This window comes from Leclercia sp. UBA5076, assembly GCF_002416465.1.
Lineage (GTDB): Bacteria > Pseudomonadota > Gammaproteobacteria > Enterobacterales > Enterobacteriaceae > Enterobacter.
Genome location: NZ_DIAO01000001.1, coordinates 136765 through 156853, shown reverse-complemented (window position 1 = coordinate 156853; position 20089 = coordinate 136765). Strand labels below are relative to the sequence as shown.

17 protein-coding genes are annotated in these 20089 nt (G+C 56.7%); 11 read left to right on the top strand and 6 right to left on the bottom strand.

Features of this window, described 5'->3' with window-relative positions; genetic code table 11:
- Positions 1–215 precede the first annotated feature (215 nt).
- The 3 genes from fruA to fruB are packed head-to-tail and all read right to left on the bottom strand — an operon-like array spanning position 216 to position 3995.
- Complete coding sequence (gene fruA, locus B3X29_RS00690) at positions 216–1910, bottom strand: PTS fructose transporter subunit IIBC (RefSeq protein ID WP_159339596.1); 1695 nt, start codon at positions 1908–1910, stop codon at positions 216–218.
- Between the two features lie 16 nt (positions 1911–1926).
- The gene (gene fruK, locus B3X29_RS00685; RefSeq protein ID WP_103180352.1) at positions 1927–2865 is read right to left on the bottom strand and encodes a 1-phosphofructokinase; all 939 of its coding nucleotides are present in this window, start codon (positions 2863–2865) and stop codon (positions 1927–1929) included.
- On the bottom strand, positions 2865–3995 hold the full coding sequence (fruB, locus tag B3X29_RS00680; RefSeq protein WP_159339597.1) for a fused PTS fructose transporter subunit IIA/HPr protein: 1131 nt from the start codon (positions 3993–3995) through the stop codon (positions 2865–2867). The genes fruK and fruB overlap by 1 nt, the downstream gene beginning before the upstream one ends.
- A gap of 357 nt (positions 3996–4352) precedes the next feature.
- Here fruB and setB point away from each other — a divergent pair, with 357 nt between their 5' ends.
- Entirely contained in the window at positions 4353–5534 is a 1182-nt protein-coding gene (setB, locus tag B3X29_RS00675) for a sugar efflux transporter SetB (RefSeq protein WP_103180355.1), read from the top strand.
- On the opposite strand, the gene B3X29_RS00670 is transcribed toward setB, so the two are convergent.
- On the bottom strand, positions 5531–5785 hold the full coding sequence (locus B3X29_RS00670; RefSeq protein WP_103180356.1) for a YkgJ family cysteine cluster protein: 255 nt from the start codon (positions 5783–5785) through the stop codon (positions 5531–5533). The genes setB and B3X29_RS00670 overlap by 4 nt on opposite strands.
- Positions 5786–5948: 163 nt before the next feature.
- Here B3X29_RS00670 and yeiP point away from each other — a divergent pair, with 163 nt between their 5' ends.
- On the top strand, positions 5949–6521 hold the full coding sequence (yeiP, locus tag B3X29_RS00665) for an elongation factor P-like protein YeiP (protein WP_014884579.1): 573 nt from the start codon (positions 5949–5951) through the stop codon (positions 6519–6521).
- A 125-nt stretch (positions 6522–6646) separates the two neighbouring features.
- Here yeiP and uxuA read toward each other — a convergent pair whose 3' ends face one another.
- Positions 6647–7837: a mannonate dehydratase gene (gene uxuA, locus B3X29_RS00660; RefSeq protein WP_103180357.1), complete on the bottom strand. Its 1191-nt coding sequence runs from the start codon at positions 7835–7837 to the stop codon at positions 6647–6649.
- 205 nt (positions 7838–8042) lie between these two features.
- On the opposite strand from uxuA, the gene B3X29_RS00655 reads away from it, so the two are divergent.
- From B3X29_RS00655 to yejF, 9 genes are all read left to right on the top strand, one after another.
- A complete protein-coding gene (locus B3X29_RS00655) occupies positions 8043–9509 on the top strand; it encodes a mannitol dehydrogenase family protein (RefSeq protein ID WP_156654914.1) in 1467 nt (488 codons plus the stop codon).
- A gap of 123 nt (positions 9510–9632) precedes the next feature.
- Complete coding sequence (locus B3X29_RS00650; protein WP_156654916.1) at positions 9633–10619, top strand: CobW family GTP-binding protein; 987 nt, start codon at positions 9633–9635, stop codon at positions 10617–10619.
- A gap of 27 nt (positions 10620–10646) precedes the next feature.
- Positions 10647–11378, top strand: coding sequence for a phosphatase PAP2 family protein (locus tag B3X29_RS00645; protein ID WP_103180362.1), 732 nt, complete (start codon positions 10647–10649; stop codon positions 11376–11378).
- A gap of 404 nt (positions 11379–11782) precedes the next feature.
- Positions 11783–12352: a bifunctional murein DD-endopeptidase/murein LD-carboxypeptidase gene (gene mepS, locus B3X29_RS00640; protein WP_103180364.1), complete on the top strand. Its 570-nt coding sequence runs from the start codon at positions 11783–11785 to the stop codon at positions 12350–12352.
- Between the two features lie 181 nt (positions 12353–12533).
- Positions 12534–14090 (top strand): cyclic di-GMP phosphodiesterase, encoded by a 1557-nt coding sequence (locus B3X29_RS00635; RefSeq protein ID WP_290503196.1) that lies wholly within the window; start codon positions 12534–12536, stop codon positions 14088–14090.
- Between the two features lie 75 nt (positions 14091–14165).
- On the top strand, positions 14166–15971 hold the full coding sequence (locus tag B3X29_RS00630) for an extracellular solute-binding protein (protein ID WP_159339599.1): 1806 nt from the start codon (positions 14166–14168) through the stop codon (positions 15969–15971).
- Positions 15972–15980: 9 nt separating this feature from the next.
- Entirely contained in the window at positions 15981–17075 is a 1095-nt protein-coding gene (locus tag B3X29_RS00625) for a microcin C ABC transporter permease YejB (RefSeq protein ID WP_114314418.1), read from the top strand.
- Positions 17075–18100: an ABC transporter permease gene (locus B3X29_RS00620; protein WP_159339600.1), complete on the top strand. Its 1026-nt coding sequence runs from the start codon at positions 17075–17077 to the stop codon at positions 18098–18100. Before B3X29_RS00625 ends, B3X29_RS00620 begins: the two co-directional genes overlap by 1 nt.
- A gap of 1 nt (position 18101) precedes the next feature.
- A complete protein-coding gene (yejF, locus tag B3X29_RS00615) occupies positions 18102–19691 on the top strand; it encodes a microcin C ABC transporter ATP-binding protein YejF (RefSeq protein ID WP_159339601.1) in 1590 nt (529 codons plus the stop codon).
- Between the two features lie 3 nt (positions 19692–19694).
- On the opposite strand, the gene B3X29_RS00610 is transcribed toward yejF, so the two are convergent.
- A complete protein-coding gene (locus B3X29_RS00610; protein WP_103180374.1) occupies positions 19695–20039 on the bottom strand; it encodes a YejG family protein in 345 nt (114 codons plus the stop codon).
- Positions 20040–20089 lie beyond the last annotated feature (50 nt).

The following is a 20089-nucleotide window of genomic DNA, read 5'->3' as shown; positions in this document are numbered from 1 at the left end:
TCTATTAGAGCACGTGTTTATATATGAACACGTGTTTATAGTATGCGCAGGAAGGGTAAAGTAAAGCGGTGGCAAAAAGGATGTGAAATGGTTATGAACAGAATCACAATTTTTTGTAGAGAGAGTTTTGCTGTCTACAAAAAACTGCGAACAGTAGCACGATAAAAAGCAAAAAAAGGGCAGAGTCGCCTCTGCCCTTTTCGGATGAAGAAAGATTATGCTGCTTTTGCGGCAACCGCTTCAGCTTCCGGGCGTTTCAGCACCGCGTAAGAGAGGCCCGCTACCAGGGTACCGGCGATAATCGCAAACAGGTAACCCAGCACTGGCGTAATGGCGCCCGGGATCAGCAGAACAAACAGACCGCCGTGCGGCGCCATCAGTTTTGCGCCAATCGCCATGGAGATGGCGCCGGTCACCGCGCCACCGACGATACAGCATGGCAGAACGCGCATTGGGTCACGGGCAGCGAACGGAATCGCCCCTTCGGTGATAAAGCACAGGCCCAGTACCAGCGCCGCTTTACCGCCTTCCTGCTGCGCCTTGTCGAACTTACGACGGGCAACGATAGTCGCCAGGCCCAGCGCCAGCGGCGGCACCATACCCGCCGCCATAATGGCAGCCATTGGCGCATAGGTCTGGGTACTCAGCAGGCCGACACCGAAGGCGTAAGATGCTTTGTTCACCGGACCACCCATATCGGTACACATCATCGCACCGAGGATTGCACCCAGCAGGACCGCATTGGCGGTGCCCATGGTTTGCAGCCAGTGGGTCAGGCCTTCGAGGATACCCGCAACCGGTTTACCGATCAGGTAGATCATCGCCAGGCCAACCACCAGGCTGGAGATCAGCGGAATGATCAGGATCGGTTTCAGGGCTTCCATGCTCTGCGGCAGTTTCAGCTTCGAGCTAATCAGCTTCGCCATGTAGCCTGCGAGGAAGCCCGCGATGATCCCGCCGATAAAGCCAGAGCCGGTGCTTACGGCCAGCATACCGCCGATCAGACCTGGAGTCAGACCCGGACGGTCAGCAATAGAGAACGCAATGTAACCCGCCAGGACCGGCACCATCAGCGCGAACGCCGAGCCGCCGCCAATCTGCATCAGCGCCGCTGCCAGGGTACCCGGCTCTTTAAAGGCTTCGATACCAAAGGCGAAGGAGAGCGCGATACAGAGACCGCCCGCCACCACCATCGGCAGCATATAGGAGACGCCCGTCAGCAGGTGACGATACGCGCCAGCGGACTCTTTTTTGCGTTCAGAAGCCGTAGACGCAGTGTTGCCCGCAGGCTGGAACGGTTTCGCTTCGGCCTGGGCTTTATCCAGCTCTTGCGCGGTTTTCTTCAGCGCCAGACCGGTGGAGGTGCGGTACATCGGCTTACCGGCAAACTTCGCCAGATCCACTTCGATATCTGCCGCCACAATCACCAGATCCGCAGCCGCCACCTCTTCCGGGGTGATCGCATTACCTGCGCCTACGGAGCCGCGGGTTTCAACTTTTACCCACCAGCCGCGTTTTTTGGCTTCAGTTTCAATAGCTTCAGCCGCCATAAAGGTGTGCGCTACGCCGGTTGGGCAGGCGGTAACCGCCACCACGCGTTTCGGACCCGCAGCAACAGCCGTCTCCGCCGCTGCGACAGGTGCGGTATAGAGTGCCGCATGGCCTTTCGCTTCGCTCAGGAACAGTTCCGGGTGTGCAACGGCGCGGTTGATATCGCCCAGCCACACTTTTTTGCCGTTCAGCGAACTGTCGGCGGGGATTTTGTCGCCGAGAACGATAACCAGTTCGGCATCGCCCGGGTTGTCGATGAAATCAAGGTGTGCTCTATGTCCCGCCGAACCGAGCAGGGTTTTCGCCATATAGGCGCGCGCCTGTCCGAGTGCAGAGTCAATAATCAGCAGCGTTTTCATTATGCCTCTCCTGCTGTCAGTTAAAGGGTTTTAAGTCAACGCGCGCCATCATCGCGGCCAACTGGGTACGATCGGTAATACCGACATTGCTCTGGCTGACGGCCAGGGCTGCAACGGCGGTGGCAAGACGTAAAGTATGTTCACTGGATTCGCGCATCAGCAGGCCATAAATCAGCCCGCCAACCATCGAGTCGCCGGCACCGACGGTGCTGACCACTTCCATCGACGGCGGTTTCGCGATCCATTCGCCGGAGGCGTTAACCCACAGCGCGCCCTCCGCCCCCAGGGAGATGACCACATGAGCGATACCCTGCTCACGCAGCGCATGGGCGGCTTCAATCACATCCTTTAATTCTGGCAGCTTACGGCCTGCCCAGATCTCAAGTTCGCGACGATTAGGTTTCACCAGCCACGGTGCGGCTTTCAGACCGGCCACCAGCGCATCGCGGCTGCTGTCAAAGATGATGCACGGGCACTGGCTGCGCAGACGCGTCATCCAGTCGGTAAAGGCTTCCGGGCTGACGCCGGACGGCAGACTGCCGCTGACGCAGACCATGTCGAACTGACCCAGCCAGCTCAGGGAGTCATTCACAAAACGTTCCCAGTCCGCCTGGGTCACTTCAAAACCGGAGAAGTTCAGATCGGTGACTTCGCCATCTTTCTCGGTCAGCTTCACGTTGATGCGGGTACGCCCCTGCACCACCTGGAAACGGTTGGCGATCCCCAGCTCGCTGAACAGCTGCTGGAAACCATCCTGGTTATCTTTGCCGAGGAAACCGCCGACGGTGACGTCGATACCCAGATCCTTCAGCACTTTGGCAACGTTAATCCCTTTACCTGCCGCGTGCAGGCCAGTGGTACGCACGAGGTTGACTTCGCCGCGTTCAATTTCCGGGCAAAAGCCCACGAGGTCGTAAGCCGGGTTCAGCGTAATAGTGGCAACACGTCTGCTCATTATGCGCCCTCCCCCAGACCCGCCGCGATGGCTTCGCCAATCGCTTTCAGCGCCTGTTCAGCATCCGCACCCTGCGCGGTGAAGCGCAGGCGATGCCCTTTCTTCACGCCCAGCGCGACGACTTTCATCAGGCTACGGCCGTTGGCCGGTTTACCGCTGCCGTCGAGGTTGGTGACGGTCACGTCGCTGTTGAACTGCTTAATGGTATTGACCAGCATGGTGCCAGGACGGGCATGCAGGCCGTGTTCGTTGCGCACGACAAACTCGGCGCTCAGCAGTTCATCGGTGTTCACATCATCGCTGGTCAGCAGCGCCAGCAGGGTCGCAGCATCCGCTTTCAGCAGTTGTTCAGCTTTTTTGTTCAGCAGCAGATCGCTAAGGCGCTTCAGCACCTCAACCGGCTGTTCATCGGCCATGGCGACGGTCACCAGCATCGCCGTGGTTTCGCCGGCGGTATCGAATGCGGTTGTTGCACGGCTGACGGCGATAGCGCTGCGCAGGTTGCCTTCAGCACAGTCGTTCAGCCAGACGCCCTGACCGAGATTCAGCGGTTTATCGTTAATGGCGTGGGCCACGAAGGCGGTATCCACCGCACCGGCCTCTTTCAGGCGACCGGCGTTCAGCGCCTGCAGGGTCACCAGATCGGAGGCGGCTACGTCGAGCGTCAGCGTCTCGTTATCCAGCTTCAGGGCTTCGCTCTGCTTTTCACCCATCAGCAGGGCGCGCAGCTCTTCGGCGGTGGTGGCGGATTTCAGCTGTTCAGCCACGGCGTCGTCGCTCAGGACGTGCGTCAGCTGACGCAGCAGACCGAGGTGTTCGTCGCTGCTGGCGGCAATGCCGATGGCAACATAGGCTACCTGGCCTTCACCCCAGAGCACGCCCTGCGGGAACTGATAGACCTGAACGCCGGTTTTCAGCACCTGATCGCGGGTATCGGTGGTGCCATGCGGAATGGCGATGCCATTGCCAAGGAAAGTAGAGGTCTGCTGCTCACGCGCCAGCATGCCGTCAACGTAGCCGCTAGCGACATTGCCCGCCTCTACCAGCGCGGCGGCGATCTGCCGGATAGCCTCTTCTTTAGTGCCGGCCTGTTCGCCGGGATGAATGTCCTGCACGGATAACTGGAACATGGTTCTCCACTCCTGCTGAAATTGAATCGTTTCAGCTTAAATGTGAAAAAAGGCGCCAATCCGTTTGGGTTAGGTAAACCAATTAGCGCTGAAACGTTTCAAGAAGTCTTGCGCTTTCCAGGCATCCTTGCAAGTAAAGCCGCATTTCAGCTTGCAGAATTTAGAGTTACAGCACATTTTTGCTTCAGGCCGCTGCCTTCAGGGGTGAACAGCCGTTCGGCTTCAGCAACTTCAGCAAGCGCAGCGACGGACTGAAAACACGTTTTGATTTTTTGTGGGGTAACTGGCGAGGATATCTGTCTATTTTATGACAAGCGGCGTAAACTCCGCGTCTCTTCATATCACTGATACAGAAACATGCACACCACTCCCGCAGCCGCCTCACCCAAGCCATTTGATTTGACCTCATCGGCGTTTTTGATTGTTGCTTTTCTTACCGGCATTGCCGGCGCGTTACAGACCCCGACGCTGAGCCTGTTCCTCACCAACGAGGTGCATGCCCGCCCGGCCATGGTGGGGTTCTTCTTCACCGGCAGCGCCATTATCGGCATCCTGGTCAGTCAGTTCCTGGCCGGTCGCTCAGATAAGCGGGGCGATCGCAAATCCTTGATCGTTTTCTGCTGTCTGCTGGGTGTCCTGGCCTGCCTGCTGTTCGCCTGGAACCGTAACTACTTTGTGTTGCTGTTTGTCGGCGTATTCCTTAGCAGCTTTGGCTCTACCGCCAACCCGCAGCTGTTTGCCTTAGCCCGCGAACATGCCGACCATACCGGTCGCGAGGCGGTGATGTTCAGCTCGATCCTGCGTGCCCAGGTGTCGCTGGCCTGGGTCGTGGGGCCGCCAGTGGCCTATGCGCTGGCGATGGGCTTTGGCTTCCCGGTGATGTATATCAGCGCCGCCGTGGCGTTTGTGGTCTGCGGCGCGATGGTCTGGTTTTTCCTGCCGACGATGCGCAAGGAGCCGAAGCTGGCAACCGGGGTGCTGGAGTCGCCGCGCCGCAACCGTCGCGACGCCCTGCTGCTCTTTACCATCTGCACGTTAATGTGGGGCACCAACAGCCTCTATATCATTAACATGCCGCTGTTTATCATTAATGAGCTGCATCTCTCCGAGAAGCTGGCGGGAGTAATGATGGGAACCGCTGCCGGGCTGGAGATCCCGACGATGCTGATTGCGGGCTACTACGCAAAACGCTTCGGTAAGCGCTTCCTGATGCGCGTTGCCGCCGTTGCCGGTTTGCTGTTTTACGTCGGGATGCTCACCGCGCACACGCCGGTAGTGTTACTTGGGTTACAGCTGCTGAACGCCATCTATATTGGCATTCTCGCCGGGATCGGCATGCTCTATTTTCAGGATCTGATGCCGGGTCAGGCTGGCGCGGCCACCACGCTTTATACCAACACTACCCGCGTCGGCTGGATCATCGCAGGCTCCGTGGCGGGCGTCGTGGCCGAAATCTGGAGTTATCACGCGGTATTCTGGATTGCGCTGGGGATGTGCATCCTCACCACGCTCTGCCTGACGCGCATTAAGGATATTTAAGGCGCGGTAAGCGTCTCGAGTTCGAGCAGCCAGGTCATGGCCTGGCCGCGCGTATCGCCGCACATCTCCCGCGACGGCTGCAGGCCAGCACACACTTTCGGGCGCGAGCTCGAGCCGAAAATTTTGCAGCGCTGTTGCGCGTCCAGCTGCACGCAGGGGGTATTGGCAGGCTTGCCGTTGGGCATCCCGGGAATGGGGCTGGTGATGGAGGGGGCGGTGCAACATGCTCCGCAGTCCGGACGGCAATCCATATTCGTACTTTACCTGAAAGAAAGCCGCTCCCGCGGGCGTGACGGGCACAGTAACACCTTTTACGTATTGATAGCAAAAGCCACGAAATCCACTTGCCTGAAATGCCGCGCGCGAGTACTTTGACGCGATATTTTTGACCTTCCCGTTAACAGGATTACTGCAATGCCAAGAGCGAACGAAATTAAGAAAGGTATGGTGCTGAATTACAACGGCAAATTGCTGATTGTAAAAGACATCGATATTCAGGCACCCAGCGCCCGTGGCGCAGCAACGCTGTACAAAATGCGTTTCGCCGATGTACGTACCGGTCTGAAAGTTGAAGAGCGTTTCAAAGGCGACGATATCGTGGATACCGTTACCCTGACCCGTCGCTATGTCGATTTCTCGTATGTTGATGGCAACGAATACGTCTTTATGGATAAAGAAGACTACACGCCATACATCTTCACCAAAGATCAGATTGAAGAAGAGCTGCTGTTTATTCCGGAAGGCGGCATGCCCGACATGCAGGTTCTGACCTGGGATGGCGTTCTGCTGGCGCTGGAGCTGCCGCAGACCGTCGATCTGGAGATCGTGGAAACCGCACCGGGCATTAAAGGCGCATCCGCGTCTGCACGTAACAAACCGGCGACCCTGACCACCGGTCTGGTTGTGCAGGTGCCGGAATACCTCTCCGCAGGCGAGAAAATTCGTATCCATATCGAAGAAAAACGCTATATGGGTCGTGCTGACTAAGTGCGGGCTGTTTTGCCCGGTGGCGCTACGCTTACCGGGCCTACAAAAAACCGGCCATTGAGCCGGTTTTTTTGTGTCTGCTTTTGTAGGCCGGGTAAGGCGAAGCCGCCACCCGGCAATACCGGTTAAAGAAGCTCAGGATATTTGGTCATCTTCAGCGCCAGCTCCACGCCGCGCACTTCCGCCATCCCTTTCAGACGGCCAATGGCCGAATAACCCGGGTTGGTTTTCTTACGCAGATCGTCCAGCATCTGATGCCCGTGATCCGGACGGAATGGAATAGGACGCAGATCTCCCGCCTGCTTACGGCGCTTCTCTTCACGGAGAATGGCATCCACGACTGCCACCATATTCACGTCACCGCCGAGGTGCGCCGCTTCGTGGAAGGTCTTCGGATTCTCTTCCCGGCAGGTTGCCCGCAGGTGGGTAAAGTGAATGCGGTCGCCAAAGGTTTCAATCATCTGCACCAGGTCGTTGTCGGCCCGCACGCCGTAGGAGCCGGTACACATGGTGAAGCCGTTGCTGATGCTGTCGACCGTCTCTTTCAGCCACTGCATATCCTCAATGGTGGAGACGATACGCGGCAGGCCCAGGATAGGACGCGGTGGATCGTCCGGGTGAACGGCCAGACGCACGCCCACCTCTTCCGCTACCGGCACAATAGCGCGCAGGAAGACGGCCATATTTTCCCGCAGCTGGGCTTTGTCGATGTTGCCATACTCCGCCAGGCGCGCGCGGAACTGGTCGAGGGTGTAGCCCTCTTCCGCCCCCGGCAGACCAGCGATGATATTGCGGGTCAGCTTTTCGATATCCGCTTCGCTTGCCGCATCGAACCACGCCTGCGCCTGCTGCTGCTCTTCTGCAGTGTAGTCAGCCGCTGCGCCTTCACGCTTCAGGATGTGCAGCTCGAACGCGGCAAAGGCGATCTGGTCAAAACGCAGCGCCTTTGAACCATCCGGCAGCTGATATTCGAGGTCGGTACGCGTCCAGTCAAGGATGGGCATAAAGTTGTAGCACACGGTATCAATGCCGCAGGCCGCGAGGTTGCGAATGCTCTGCTGGTAGTTGGCGATCCAGGTCTGATAGTCGCCGGAGTGGGTTTTAATCTCTTCGTGAACCGGAATACTCTCCACTACCGACCAGGTGAGTCCTTTTTCGGCCAGCAGCGCCTGACGCGCTTTGATCTCTTCTACCGGCCACACCTGACCGTTAGGAATATGGTGCAGCGCGGTGACAACGCCCGTTGCGCCAGCCTGACGCACGTCATCAAGCGAAACAGGATCATTGGGTCCGTACCAACGCCAGGTTTGTTCCATCGATTCACCCTCTAAAGTTGTTATACCAATATTTCGTCATGTGATGACGACTACCATACATGCATGCGGAAACAGGTCAACTCGCCTCGCAATATTGATTGATCCATCTCACAGTTCCCGGATATTTACGGCTTACCAATTCAATTTGCTGTCATATAACTTTACACTCACCTTGTTAATTAATGGTTAATCAGGTGTTTATTTCATGAAGACAATTGCCACCACCGCGCTACCCGCTCACGTGTTGCAGCCGCAGTACGATCGCCAGGCGTTACGCTCCCGTATCGTCCATTTCGGCTTTGGCGCCTTTCATCGCGCCCATCAGGCCCTCCTGACCGACCGGGTGCTCAACGCCAAAGGCGGCAACTGGGGGATCTGTGAGATTAGCCTGTTTAGCGGCGATACGCTGATGAGCCAGCTGCGCGCGCAGGATCATCTCTTTACGGTGCTGGAAAAAGGCGCCGACGGAAATCAACCGATTATCGTCGGGGCGGTACATGAATGCCTGAACGCTAAACTCGATTCGCTGGCGGCCATTATTGAGAAGTTTTGCGAGCCGCAGGTAGCGATCGTCTCCCTGACCATCACGGAAAAGGGTTACTGCATCGATCCGGCCACCGGCAAGCTGGATACCCGCAACGAGCGTATTATTCACGATCTGGAGTACCCGGATGCGCCGCACTCGGCGCCGGGTATCCTGGTCGAAGCCCTGCACCGCCGCCGCGAGCGCGGCCTGGCGCCGTTCAGCGTGCTTTCCTGCGATAACATTCCGGACAACGGCCACGTGGTGAAAAATGCGGTGCTGGGGATGGCCCACAAGCGCTCGCCAGAGCTGGCGGAGTGGATCGCCGCCAACGTCAGCTTCCCGGGCACGATGGTGGACAGGATCGTACCCGCCGCCACCGACGACTCCCTTGCGGAAATCGCCCGCGAAGTGGGCGTCGAGGATCCGTGCGCCATTAGCTGCGAGCCGTTTATTCAGTGGGTGATCGAAGATAACTTTGTTGCCGGCCGCCCGGAGTGGGAAGTGGCCGGAGTACAGATGGTGCAGGACGTCCTCCCCTGGGAGCAGATGAAGCTGCGCATGCTCAACGGCAGCCACTCTTTCCTCGCTTATCTCGGCTATCTGGCCGGTTTCGCCCATATTAATGACTGCATGGCCGACAGCGCGCTGCGTGACGCCGCCCGTCGTCTGATGCTTAACGAACAGGCGACGACGCTGCGCATCACCGGGGTGGATCTGATCGCCTACGCCGACAGCCTGATTGATCGCTTCGCCAACCCGGCACTGCAACACCGCACCTGGCAGATTGCGATGGATGGCAGCCAGAAACTGCCGCAGCGAATGCTGGAGAGTATCCGCCTCCACCTTCAGCGTGACACCGCCTGGCCACTGCTGGCGCTGGGAGTCGCCGGGTGGATGCGCTACGTCAGCGGCGTGGATGATGCGGGCAATGCCATTGACGTGCGCGATCCGCTAAGCGATAAAATTCGCGCCATCATCGAGACCAGCAGCGAGGAGGAGCGCGTGACCGCCCTGCTGGCGCTGAATGAAATTTTTGGCCACGACCTGCCTCAGGAACCCCGGTTCGTGGAGGCCATCACCCAGGCTTACCAGCGTATCAGCCAGTCGGGCGCGCGCCAGGCGATTATCGACACGCTGTCGCTTTAACCTTTATTGCGCTTAAGGCGAGCGGGAAGTCTTCCGTTCGCCCTTCCCCTTCCCAATGCTGTTCTTTTCCGCCAGGATTATTGATAATTGTTATAGCATTACATTTATCACCCTGGAGCACCTGTGACTAAAACCAACCTCATTACCGGTTTTCTCGGCAGCGGGAAAACCACGTCAATACTCCACCTGCTGGCCAATAAAGATCCTGACGAAAAGTGGGCCGTGCTGGTCAATGAATTTGGCGAGATCGGCATTGATGGCGCGTTGATGGCCGATAACGGGGCGCTGATAAAGGAGATCCCAGGGGGATGCATGTGCTGTGTCAACGGCCTGCCGATGCAGGTGGGGCTGAATACCCTGCTGCGACAGGGCAAGCCCGACCGGCTCTTGATTGAACCTACCGGGCTCGGTCACCCAAAGCAGATCCTCGACCTGCTGACCGCCCCGGTCTATGAGCCGTGGATCGATTTACGCGCCACCCTGTGCCTGCTCGATCCCCGTCAGTTGCTGGACGAAAAGTTTGTCCAGAACGAGAATTTCCGCGATCAGCTGGCCGCCGCCGACATCATCATTGCCAATAAAGAGGACCGCGCCACCCCGGAAAGCCGCGCTGCGCTGGAACTCTGGTGGCAGCACTTTGGCGGCGAGCGTCAGATTGCGCACACCACCCAGGGAAGTGTGGACAATGCCCTGCTCGACCTGCCGCGGCGTAATCTTGCTGAATTGCCCGCCAGCGCAGCCCATTCCCACAGCCACGGCGAAAAACAGGGTCTGGCGGCACTGAGTCTGCCTGCGCACCAGCGCTGGCGTCGCAGCCTGAACAGCGGCCAGGGGCATCAGGCCTGTGGCTGGGTCTTCGACGCCGACACCTGCTTCGATACCATCGGTTTACTGGAGTGGGCGCGGCTTGCCCCGGTTGAACGGGTGAAAGGGGTAATGCGTACCCCCGATGGGCTGGTACGGATTAATCGTCAGGGGGAAGATTTCTTCATCGAAACGCAGGGCGTGGCGCCGCCGGACAGCCGAATAGAGTTAATTAGTGCGGTTAACACCGACTGGAATGCCTTACAGTCGAGCTTGTTGAAGCTTCGTTTAAGTTCGGGGAACTAACGTTGCCCTGATTGAATTACTTACGGCGTGATGATGAAAACCCGACTTTTCCCCATTTTATTGCTTAATGTCGCCGGTGTGGCGCTCTTTTTATCCTGGTATCTGCCGGTCAACCACGGTTTCTGGTTCCCGCTGGATAGCGGCATATTCCACTTCTTTAACCGGCAGCTGGGAGAGAGCCGCGCCTTCCTGTGGCTGGTGGCGATCACCAATAACCGTGCCTTTGACGGCTGCTCGCTGCTGGCGATGGGTTATCTGATGCTGACGTTCTGGCGAAAAGAGAGTCCCGCCGGGCGTCGCCGTATTCTGATGATCGGCCTGGTGATGCTACTGACCGCGGTGGTGCTGAACCAGCTGGCGCAGGCCTTAATACCGGTGAAACGCTCAAGTCCGACGCTATTTTTCCCGGATATTTATCGCGTCAGTGAATTGCTGCATATTTCCACAAAAGATGCCTCTAAAGACAGTTTCCCAGGCGATCACGGAATGATGCTGCTTATTTTCAGCGCTTTTATGTGGCGTTATTTCGGGCATAAGACTTTCGCATTAGCCCTGATTATTTTTGTGGTTTTCGCATTCCCTCGGGTAATGATCGGTGCGCACTGGTTCACTGATATTGCCGTCGGGTCGCTTTCGGTGGCGTTGATTGGTCTTCCGTGGTGCCTGATGACCCCATTGAGTGAGCGTTTAATCGCCTTCTTTAATCGTTATCTGCCCGGCAATAAAACAAATTCGAAACAAGTTACTAACAGAAATTAACAATAACCATCAGGGATCATTACCGATCCCTGATAGATTTCCCCCTCGATTTCAGCGCCTTTGTCATCTTCCTGTCACATTAATCACGTTAGAAATTAATGCGTTGTACAGAACTTAACCTAAATTACCCTGCCCGACCACTCTCCTGTCAACGTACTTTTACTATCACAATTACTTATAAAAAAAGTGCGTATTTTTACTCGCATTACCCGCCTCAATCAGGTAATCTCAGACTCGTTTTACCTCAGCGCCACAATTATTATCGTTGTAAATAAATTTGTGCGATTCGCCACAGATTTGACCATAAAGAATTGTCTGATAGTGCGCAGGTATTTAGTCTCGTCTCGCTTGGCATTTTTTATAACGATATTTGTCGTTAAGGACTTCAAGGGAAAATAAACAACATGGTCAAATCTCAACCGATCTTGAGATACTTCTCACGGGTAATCCCGGCGATTGCAGTCGCGGTTCTGCTTTCAGCTTGTAGCGCATCGAACACCGCAAAGAATATGCATCCTGAGACGCGTGTTGTGGGGTCAGAAGACGCCTCTTCACTGCAAGCTTCTCAGGATGAATTTGAAAAAATGGTCAGCAATCTGGATATCAAATCCCGATTAATGGACCAGTATGCCAGCTGGAAGGGCGTGCGCTATCGCCTGGGCGGCGAAACACGTAAAGGCATTGATTGTTCCGGTTTCGTACAGCGTACCTTCCGCGAACAGTTTGGTTTAGAACTTCCGCGTTCAACCTATGAACAACAGGAAATGGGCAAATCGATTTCACGTAACAGCTTACGTACCGGCGATTTAGTTCTGTTCCGTGCGGGTTCAACCGGCCGTCATGTCGGCATCTATATTGGTAACGACCAGTTTGTCCACGCGTCCACCAGCAGTGGTGTGACGATCTCCAGTATGAACGAGCCATACTGGAAAAAGCGCTATAATGAAGCGCGTCGTGTACTGACTCGCAGTTAACCGCCTGTGCTGTCCGTTTCCCTTGACTGACAGCATGGAAAAAAGCACTGCTATGGCAGTGCTTTTTTTTTATCGCAGGACGCGATAATTCTGGACGGCTCGTTCCAGGTTATAGTTTTATCGTTGCGTGAGTTTAGCCGTCATGATAATGCGGGCGGCAAATCAGGATCCCATAACGTTTATGTTTACCCGCCATTTATCTTCCCGCCGAAAGGTGCTGATGCTCAGCGTACTTTCAGCTCTTATCGTCGCCCTGCTCTGCGGCGGTATGCAGTTTTTTTTCAGTTACCATAAACGTGCAGTGAAATACGATAACCTGATTAAAGACCTCCATGACTACATCGAAAGTTATTTTAAAGAGCTGCGCGTTTCTGTTGATGAATTACAGCCACTGACGCTCAGCGAGTGCCAGGATGTACGATCTGAACTCACCTCCCGCGCGTCATTCAGCCTGAACGTCCGCGCCTTTCTGCTGGTGAAAGATAAAATGGCCTTCTGCTCATCAGCAACCGGGCCGATGCATGTCCCGCTCAGCGAACTGGTGCCGAAAATCGACGCAACTAAAGCGGTAGATATGGCCCTGCTGCCGGGTACGCCAATGATGCCGAAAAAACCGGCCATTGTGTTGTGGCATCGTAATCTGCTGATGAAAGATGGGGGGATATTTACCTCCATTAACCTCAACCTGACCCCTTATCTGCTCTACACCGCCCGCCAGGATGAGTTTGCCGGTATTTCTCTGATCATTGGCGATACGGTTTTTTCGACCTATTCAAACCGCATCACCCACGTTTCGGAGCTAAAAGAGCGCCCTGCGCGCTCAAGCAAAATCGAAGGACTGCCGCTCACCGTTAATCTCTACGCCGAAAGCTGGACGATGGAAGATCTGGTCTTTGCACTACTGTTTGGTCTGTTGTGCGGTTCCAGCATCGGGGTACTCTGCTTCTACTGGCTAATGATGCGCGCCAACCCGCGTAAAGAGATCCTGACCGGCATTAAGCAGAATCGGTTTCATGTGGTCTACCAGCCAGTGGTAGGTGCCAGCGATTTGCAGATGCGGGGCGTGGAGGTGTTGATGCGCTGGCAGCATCCCGGCGCGGGGGCGATCCCGCCGGATGCCTTTATTAACTTTGCAGAGGCCCAGCAACTGATTGTGCCGCTGACGCTGCACCTTTTCGATCTGATCCTGCGCGACGCACCGGCGTTAGCGAAACGGCTGCCGCCAGGCTCCAAGCTGGGCATTAACATTTCGCCAGGCCATCTGCACGCCGAGAGCTTTAAAGATGACATGCGCAAATTTGCCGCCTCGCTGCCGCCGGATCATTTCCAGATTGTGCTCGAAATTACCGAGCGCGACATGCTCAATCAACGGGAAGCGACAAAGCTGTTTGAGTGGCTGCATCTGGAAGGTTTTGAAATCGCCGTGGATGATTTTGGCACCGGACACAGCGCCCTGATCTACCTTGAGCGTTTTACTATGGACTACCTCAAAATCGACCGGGGTTTCGTGAATGCTATCGGGATGGAAACTGTCACCTCGCCGGTACTGGATGCGGTGCTGACCCTGGCGCGGCGGCTGAATATGGTGACCGTCGCCGAAGGTGTCGAAACCCCCGAGCAGGCGAAATGGCTGCGCGATCACGACGTCAATCTGCTGCAGGGCTACTGGATAAGCCGACCCCTGCCCCTGGAGCAATTCCTGAACTGGCAACCTGATATTCACCTTGATCGCGAATAATTGCCCAACCACCGCTACGTCACTTATTATTCAGGTATCTTGCCCGGGCCGAACAGAGAAGGAAAACGTAGCGTAATGATAGTGCGCATTGTGGTGCTGATGGTGGCGTTAATGAGCGGGTTCAGTCAGGCGCAAACCATTAAAGAGAGCGACGCCTTCGCGGTTATTGGCGAGCCAAAATATGCCATCAATTTCGATCACTACGATTACGTCAATTCTGCCGCGCCTAAAGGGGGCGCTGTGACCCTGGCGGCAATTGGCACCTTCGATAATTTCAACCGTTATGCGCTGCGCGGCGTGGCGGCAGAAAGAACCGACGCCCTCTACGACACCCTCTTTACCACCTCAGACGACGAGCCCGGCAGCTATTATCCGCTGGTGGCCGAGACCGCCCGCTATGCCGATGATTTCTCCTGGATGGAGCTGACAATCAACCCGCAGGCGCGGTTTCACGACGGTACGCCGGTCAAGGCCAGCGATGTTGCCTTCACCTTTCACAAATTTATGACCGAGGGCGTTCCCCAGTTCCGGCTGGTCTACAAAGGGGCGACGGTAAAGGCCATCGCGCCGTTGACGGTGCGCATTACCCTTGCCAGCCCCAATAAAGAGGACATGCTGAGCCTGCTCACCCTGCCGGTAATGCCGGAAAAGTTCTGGAAAGATCATAAGCTCAGCGATCCGCTCTCCACCCCACCGCTGGCAGGCGGCCCGTATCGCATCACTCGCTGGCGGATGGGGCAATATGTGATTTATTCCCGGGTAAAAGATTACTGGGCGGCAAACCTGCCGGTAAACCGGGGCCGCTGGAATTTCGACACCCTGCGCTACGACTACTATCTGGATGACAACGTGGCCTTTGAAGCCTTTAAAGCGGGTGCCTTTGATATGCGGATAGAGAGCAGCGCCAAAAACTGGGCCACCCGCTACACCGGGAAGAATTTTGACCGCCACTATATCGTAAAGGAGTCCTTTAAAAATGATTCCGCCCAGGATACGCGCTGGCTGGCGTTTAATATTCAGCGCCCGGTATTTACCGACCGCCGCGTGCGCCAGGCCATCACCCTCGCCTTCGATTTTGAGTGGATGAACAAAGCGCTCTTTTATGGCGCCTACAGCCGTGCCAACAGCTATTTCCAGAATACCGAGTATGCCGCGCAGGGCTACCCGGATGCCGCGGAGCTGACGCTCCTCGACCCATTAAAAGATGCAGTTCCCCCGGAAGTGTTTACGACTCTCTTTCAGCCCCCCGTCTCGAAAGGCGACGGTTTTGATCGTAACAATCTGCTGAAAGCCAGCCAGCTACTGGACGAGGCGGGCTGGGTCATCCGAAATAAACAGCGGGTCAATAAGCAAACCGGCAAACCGCTCAGTTTTGAACTGCTGCTGGCTTCCGGGGGCAACAATCAGTGGGTACTGCCGTTCCAGCACAACCTGGCGCGGCTGGGCATTACCATGAATATCCGCCAGGTGGATAATTCACAGATCACCAACCGGATGCGCAACCGCGATTACGATATGATGCCGCGCCTGTGGCGGGCCATGCCGTGGCCGAGCAGCGATCTGCAGATCTCCTGGGCCTCTCAGTACATTGATTCCACCTACAATTCACCGGGGGTGCAAAACCCGGCGGTGGATAAGCTGATTGCGCAGATCGTCGCCGCGCAGGGGGATAAAGCCAGACTGGTACCGCTTGGCCGGGCGCTGGATCGGGTTCTGACCTGGAACTATTACATGCTGCCCATGTGGTTTATGGGGGAAGACAGGGTCGCTCGCTGGGATAAGTTCGCCCTTCCCGCCCAGCGCCCGGTTTATTCTCTCGGGTTTGATACCTGGTGGTATGACGTTAATAAAGCGGCGAAATTACCCGCCGAACGGCGTTAAGGATACGCAATGGGCGCATATTTACTTCGTCGTTTACTGCTGGTGATCCCCACCCTATGGGCGATCATCACCATCAACTTTTTTATCGTGCAGATTGCTCCAGGCGGCCCGGTGGATCAGGCGATTGCCGCCATCGAGTTTGGTAACAGCGGGACGATGCCCGGCGGAGGCGATGCGGGCATGCGCGCCAGCCACGCCCGCACCGGGGTCGGCAATATCAATGAGAGCCACTATCGCGGCGGGCGCGGGCTCGATCCGGAGGTGATCGCCGAGATCACCCAGCGGTACGGCTTCGACAAACCGATCCATGAGCGCTACTTCAAAATGCTGGGCGACTATCTGCGCTTCGATTTTGGCGACAGCCTGTTTCGCAGCGCGTCGGTGCTGCATCTGATCAAAGAGAGCCTGCCGGTCTCCATTACCCTGGGGCTATGGGGAACGCTGATCATCTATCTGGTCTCCATTCCGTTAGGTATTCGTAAGGCGATGGATAATGGCAGCCGGTTCGACATCTGGAGCAGCACCTTCATTATTATTGGCTATGCCATTCCGGCATTCCTGTTTGCCGTCCTGCTGATCGTCTTTTTCGCCGGGGGTAGCTACTTCGATCTCTTCCCGCTGCGCGGGCTGGTCTCGACCGATTTCAGCAGCCTGCCGTGGTACAAAAAGATAACCGACTACCTGTGGCACATTACCCTGCCGGTGCTGGCGACGGTGATCGGCGGCTTTGCGGCCCTGACCATGCTGACCAAAAACGCCTTTCTTGATGAGATCCGCAAGCAGTACGTGGTCACCGCCCGCGCGAAGGGGGTGAGCGAGCGACGCATCCTGTGGAAACATATTTTTCGCAATGCCATGCTGCTGGTCATCGCCGGTTTCCCGGCCACCTTTATCAGCATGTTCTTTACCGGCTCCCTGTTAATTGAGGTGATGTTCTCCCTTAACGGCCTGGGTCTGCTGGGCTACGAGGCCACCGTCTCGCGGGATTACCCGGTGATGTTTGGCACGCTCTATATTTTCACCCTGATTGGCCTGCTGCTGAATATCCTCAGTGATATCTGCTATACGCTGGTCGATCCGCGTATTGATTTTGAGGGTCGCTGATGCTGCGCTTAAGCCCCGTCAACCAGGCCCGCTGGGCTCGCTTTCGTCACAACCGCCGCGGCTACTGGTCGCTGTGGATTTTCGCCCTCTTTTTTGCGCTGAGCCTCTGTTCGGAGATCATTGCCAACGACAAACCGCTGCTGGTGCACTTTAACGATCGCTGGTACGTGCCGGTTTTGAAGAATTACAGCGAGAGCGACTTTGGCGGCCCCTTTGCCACCGAGGCGGATTATCAGGACCCGTGGCTACAGGCGCAATTGAATGAGCACGGCTGGGTGCTCTGGACGCCGGTCCGCTTTGGCGCCAACAGCATTAACTTTGCCACTACCACCCCGTTCCCGTCGCCACCCTCGGCACAAAACTGGCTGGGTACCGATGCCAACGGCGGCGATGTGCTGGCGCGTATTCTGTACGGTACCCGCATTTCTATACTGTTTGGCCTGCTGCTGACCCTGTTTTCCAGCGTCATGGGAGTGCTGGCCGGGGCGATCCAGGGCTATTACGGCGGCAAGATTGATCTCTGGGGACAGCGGTTTATCGAAGTGTGGTCCGGCATGCCAACGCTGTTTTTAATTATTCTGCTCTCAAGCGTGGTGCAGCCTAACTTCTGGTGGCTACTGGCTATCACGGTGCTGTTTGGCTGGATGGCGCTGGTAGGGGTGGTGCGGGCGGAGTTTCTGCGCACCCGCAACTTCGACTACATTCGCGCCGCCCAGGCGCTGGGGGTAAGCGATCGCGGGATCATTTTCCGCCACATGTTGCCTAATGCGATGGTCGCCACCCTCACCTTCCTGCCGTTTATTCTGTGCAGCTCTATTACCACCCTCACCTCGCTCGATTTTCTCGGCTTCGGCCTGCCGCTGGGCTCGCCTTCTTTGGGGGAGTTGCTGTTGCAGGGCAAAAATAACCTCCAGGCACCGTGGCTTGGGATCACCGCCTTCCTCTCCGTTGCTGTGCTGCTCTCATTGCTGATTTTTATTGGCGAAGCGGTACGCGACGCCTTTGATCCAAATAAGGCGGTTTAAGATGACGCAGCCTTTACTTCACATCGACGCGCTCTCCGTTGCTTTTCGCCAGCAGGGCGAGCTACGCACCGTGGTGAATGATATCTCCCTGAAAATTGACGCCGGCGAGACGCTGGCGCTGGTCGGCGAGTCGGGTTCCGGAAAGAGCGTCACCGCCCTGTCGATCCTGCGTCTGCTCCCCGCCCCGCCGGTGGTCTATCCCCAGGGCGATATCCTGTTTCACGGCCAGTCCCTGCTCCATGCTGACGAGCGCACGCTGCGCGGGGTGCGCGGCAATAAGATCGCCATGATCTTTCAGGAGCCGATGGTATCGCTGAATCCGCTCCATACTCTTGAAAAACAGCTCTACGAGGTGCTTTCCCTGCATCGCGGTATGCGTAAAGAGGCGGCTCGCGGAGAGATGCTGGATTGTCTCGAACGCACCGGGATCCGCAACGCCGCAAAACGGCTTGCCGATTACCCGCACCAGCTTTCGGGCGGTGAGCGCCAGCGGGTGATGATTGCCATGGCGCTGTTGACCCGTCCGGAACTGCTGATCGCCGATGAGCCCACCACCGCGCTGGATGTTACGGTGCAGGCGCAGATCCTGCAGCTATTACGCGAGCTGCGCGACGAGCTGAACATGAGCCTGCTGTTTATCACCCACAATCTCAGCATTGTGAAAAAGCTGGCCGACCAGGTGGCGGTGATGCAGAACGGTCGCTGCGTGGAGCAGAACCGCGCCGCGCCGCTGCTTGCCGCACCGCAGCATCCCTATACCCAACGCCTGCTCAACAGCGAGCCCGCAGGGGATCCCGTCCCACTGCCGCAAGATGTTCAGCCGCTGCTGCGGGTCAAGGATCTCTCGGTGGCGTTTCCGCTACGTAAAGGCATCCTGCGCCGGGTGGTGGATAACAAGCAGGTGCTGAACAACGTCAGCTTTACCCTGCGCCCGGGTGAGACCCTGGGGCTGGTGGGTGAGTCTGGCTCCGGCAAGAGCACCACCGGGCTGGCGCTGTTACGCCTGATCGCCTCGAAGGGGGAGATCCTGTTTGACGACAAACCCCTGCATGAGTGGGATCGCCGCCAGATGTTGCCCGTCCGCCACCGGATGCAGGTGGTTTTTCAGGATCCTAACTCTTCTCTTAACCCGCGCCTCAACGTGCAGCAGATCATTGAGGAGGGGCTGCGGGTACACCAGCCTGGCCTGAGCCTGCAGGCGCGTGAAGAGGAGGTCATTCGGGTAATGGGCGAAGTGGGGCTCGACCCGCAGACCCGGCATCGTTACCCCGCCGCCTTTTCCGGCGGCCAGCGCCAGCGGATCGCCATTGCCCGGGCGCTGATTTTGCGCCCGGAGTTGATAATTCTGGATGAGCCGACCTCATCCCTCGATAAAACCGTGCAGGCGCAAATCCTGGCGCTGCTAAAAGATTTACAGCGAAAACACCGTCTGGCCTATATTTTCATCAGCCACGATTTGCAGGTGGTACGTGCGCTATGTCACCAGGTGATTGTGTTACGTCAGGGAGAGGTGGTCGAGCAGGGAGACTGTCAGCGCGTGTTTGCCGCGCCGACGCAGGAGTATACGCGTCAGCTGTTAGCGTTACGCTGACGCTCAGAAAGGATTCTGGCCAGAAAAAGGCTCGGCGATAGCCACACCGACGTTTTTCAGGCGGCAGGTTGCTGCAAACTCATCCTGGCTTTTCACGAACAGGCACGGCTCGCCTTCGCACTCCAGCACCGAGCTGTAAAGCTCTATGTCCGTCAATGCCTGGCTCAGCTTTTCCATCAGCGGCCATGCGTTGCCCTCTTCCGGGCTCAGCAGTTTGAGCGCCACCAGACAATTATCAGGGGTTGTTCCACTTTGCGGAATCGGTTCAACCTTCGAGCCTGCAAAACCAGCCGACCAGCGATAGCTCTGCGGCAAGCGATGCACAATTGAGAGCTGTAATGTATTCACGTTTATTCCCCGGAAGCAAATTTACTTCACAATCTATTTACATTTATAGT

Bases quoted from the DNA above. Each gene is read 5' to 3' on its own strand.
- fruA (WP_159339596.1), bottom strand. From the start codon at position 1,910: ATGAAAACGCTGCTGATTATTGACTCTGCACTCGGACAGGCGCGCGCC.
- fruK (WP_103180352.1), bottom strand. From the start codon at position 2,865: ATGAGCAGACGTGTTGCCACTATTACGCTGAACCCGGCTTACGACCTC.
- fruB (WP_159339597.1), bottom strand. From the start codon at position 3,995: ATGTTCCAGTTATCCGTGCAGGACATTCATCCCGGCGAACAGGCCGGC.
- setB (WP_103180355.1), top strand. From the start codon at position 4,353: ATGCACACCACTCCCGCAGCCGCCTCACCCAAGCCATTTGATTTGACC.
- B3X29_RS00670 (WP_103180356.1), bottom strand. From the start codon at position 5,785: ATGGATTGCCGTCCGGACTGCGGAGCATGTTGCACCGCCCCCTCCATC.
- yeiP (WP_014884579.1), top strand. From the start codon at position 5,949: ATGCCAAGAGCGAACGAAATTAAGAAAGGTATGGTGCTGAATTACAAC.
- uxuA (WP_103180357.1), bottom strand. From the start codon at position 7,837: ATGGAACAAACCTGGCGTTGGTACGGACCCAATGATCCTGTTTCGCTT.
- B3X29_RS00655 (WP_156654914.1), top strand. From the start codon at position 8,043: ATGAAGACAATTGCCACCACCGCGCTACCCGCTCACGTGTTGCAGCCG.
- mepS (WP_103180364.1), top strand. From the start codon at position 11,783: ATGGTCAAATCTCAACCGATCTTGAGATACTTCTCACGGGTAATCCCG.
- B3X29_RS00635 (WP_290503196.1), top strand. From the start codon at position 12,534: ATGTTTACCCGCCATTTATCTTCCCGCCGAAAGGTGCTGATGCTCAGC.
- B3X29_RS00630 (WP_159339599.1), top strand. From the start codon at position 14,166: ATGATAGTGCGCATTGTGGTGCTGATGGTGGCGTTAATGAGCGGGTTC.
- B3X29_RS00625 (WP_114314418.1), top strand. From the start codon at position 15,981: ATGGGCGCATATTTACTTCGTCGTTTACTGCTGGTGATCCCCACCCTA.
- B3X29_RS00620 (WP_159339600.1), top strand. From the start codon at position 17,075: ATGCTGCGCTTAAGCCCCGTCAACCAGGCCCGCTGGGCTCGCTTTCGT.
- yejF (WP_159339601.1), top strand. From the start codon at position 18,102: ATGACGCAGCCTTTACTTCACATCGACGCGCTCTCCGTTGCTTTTCGC.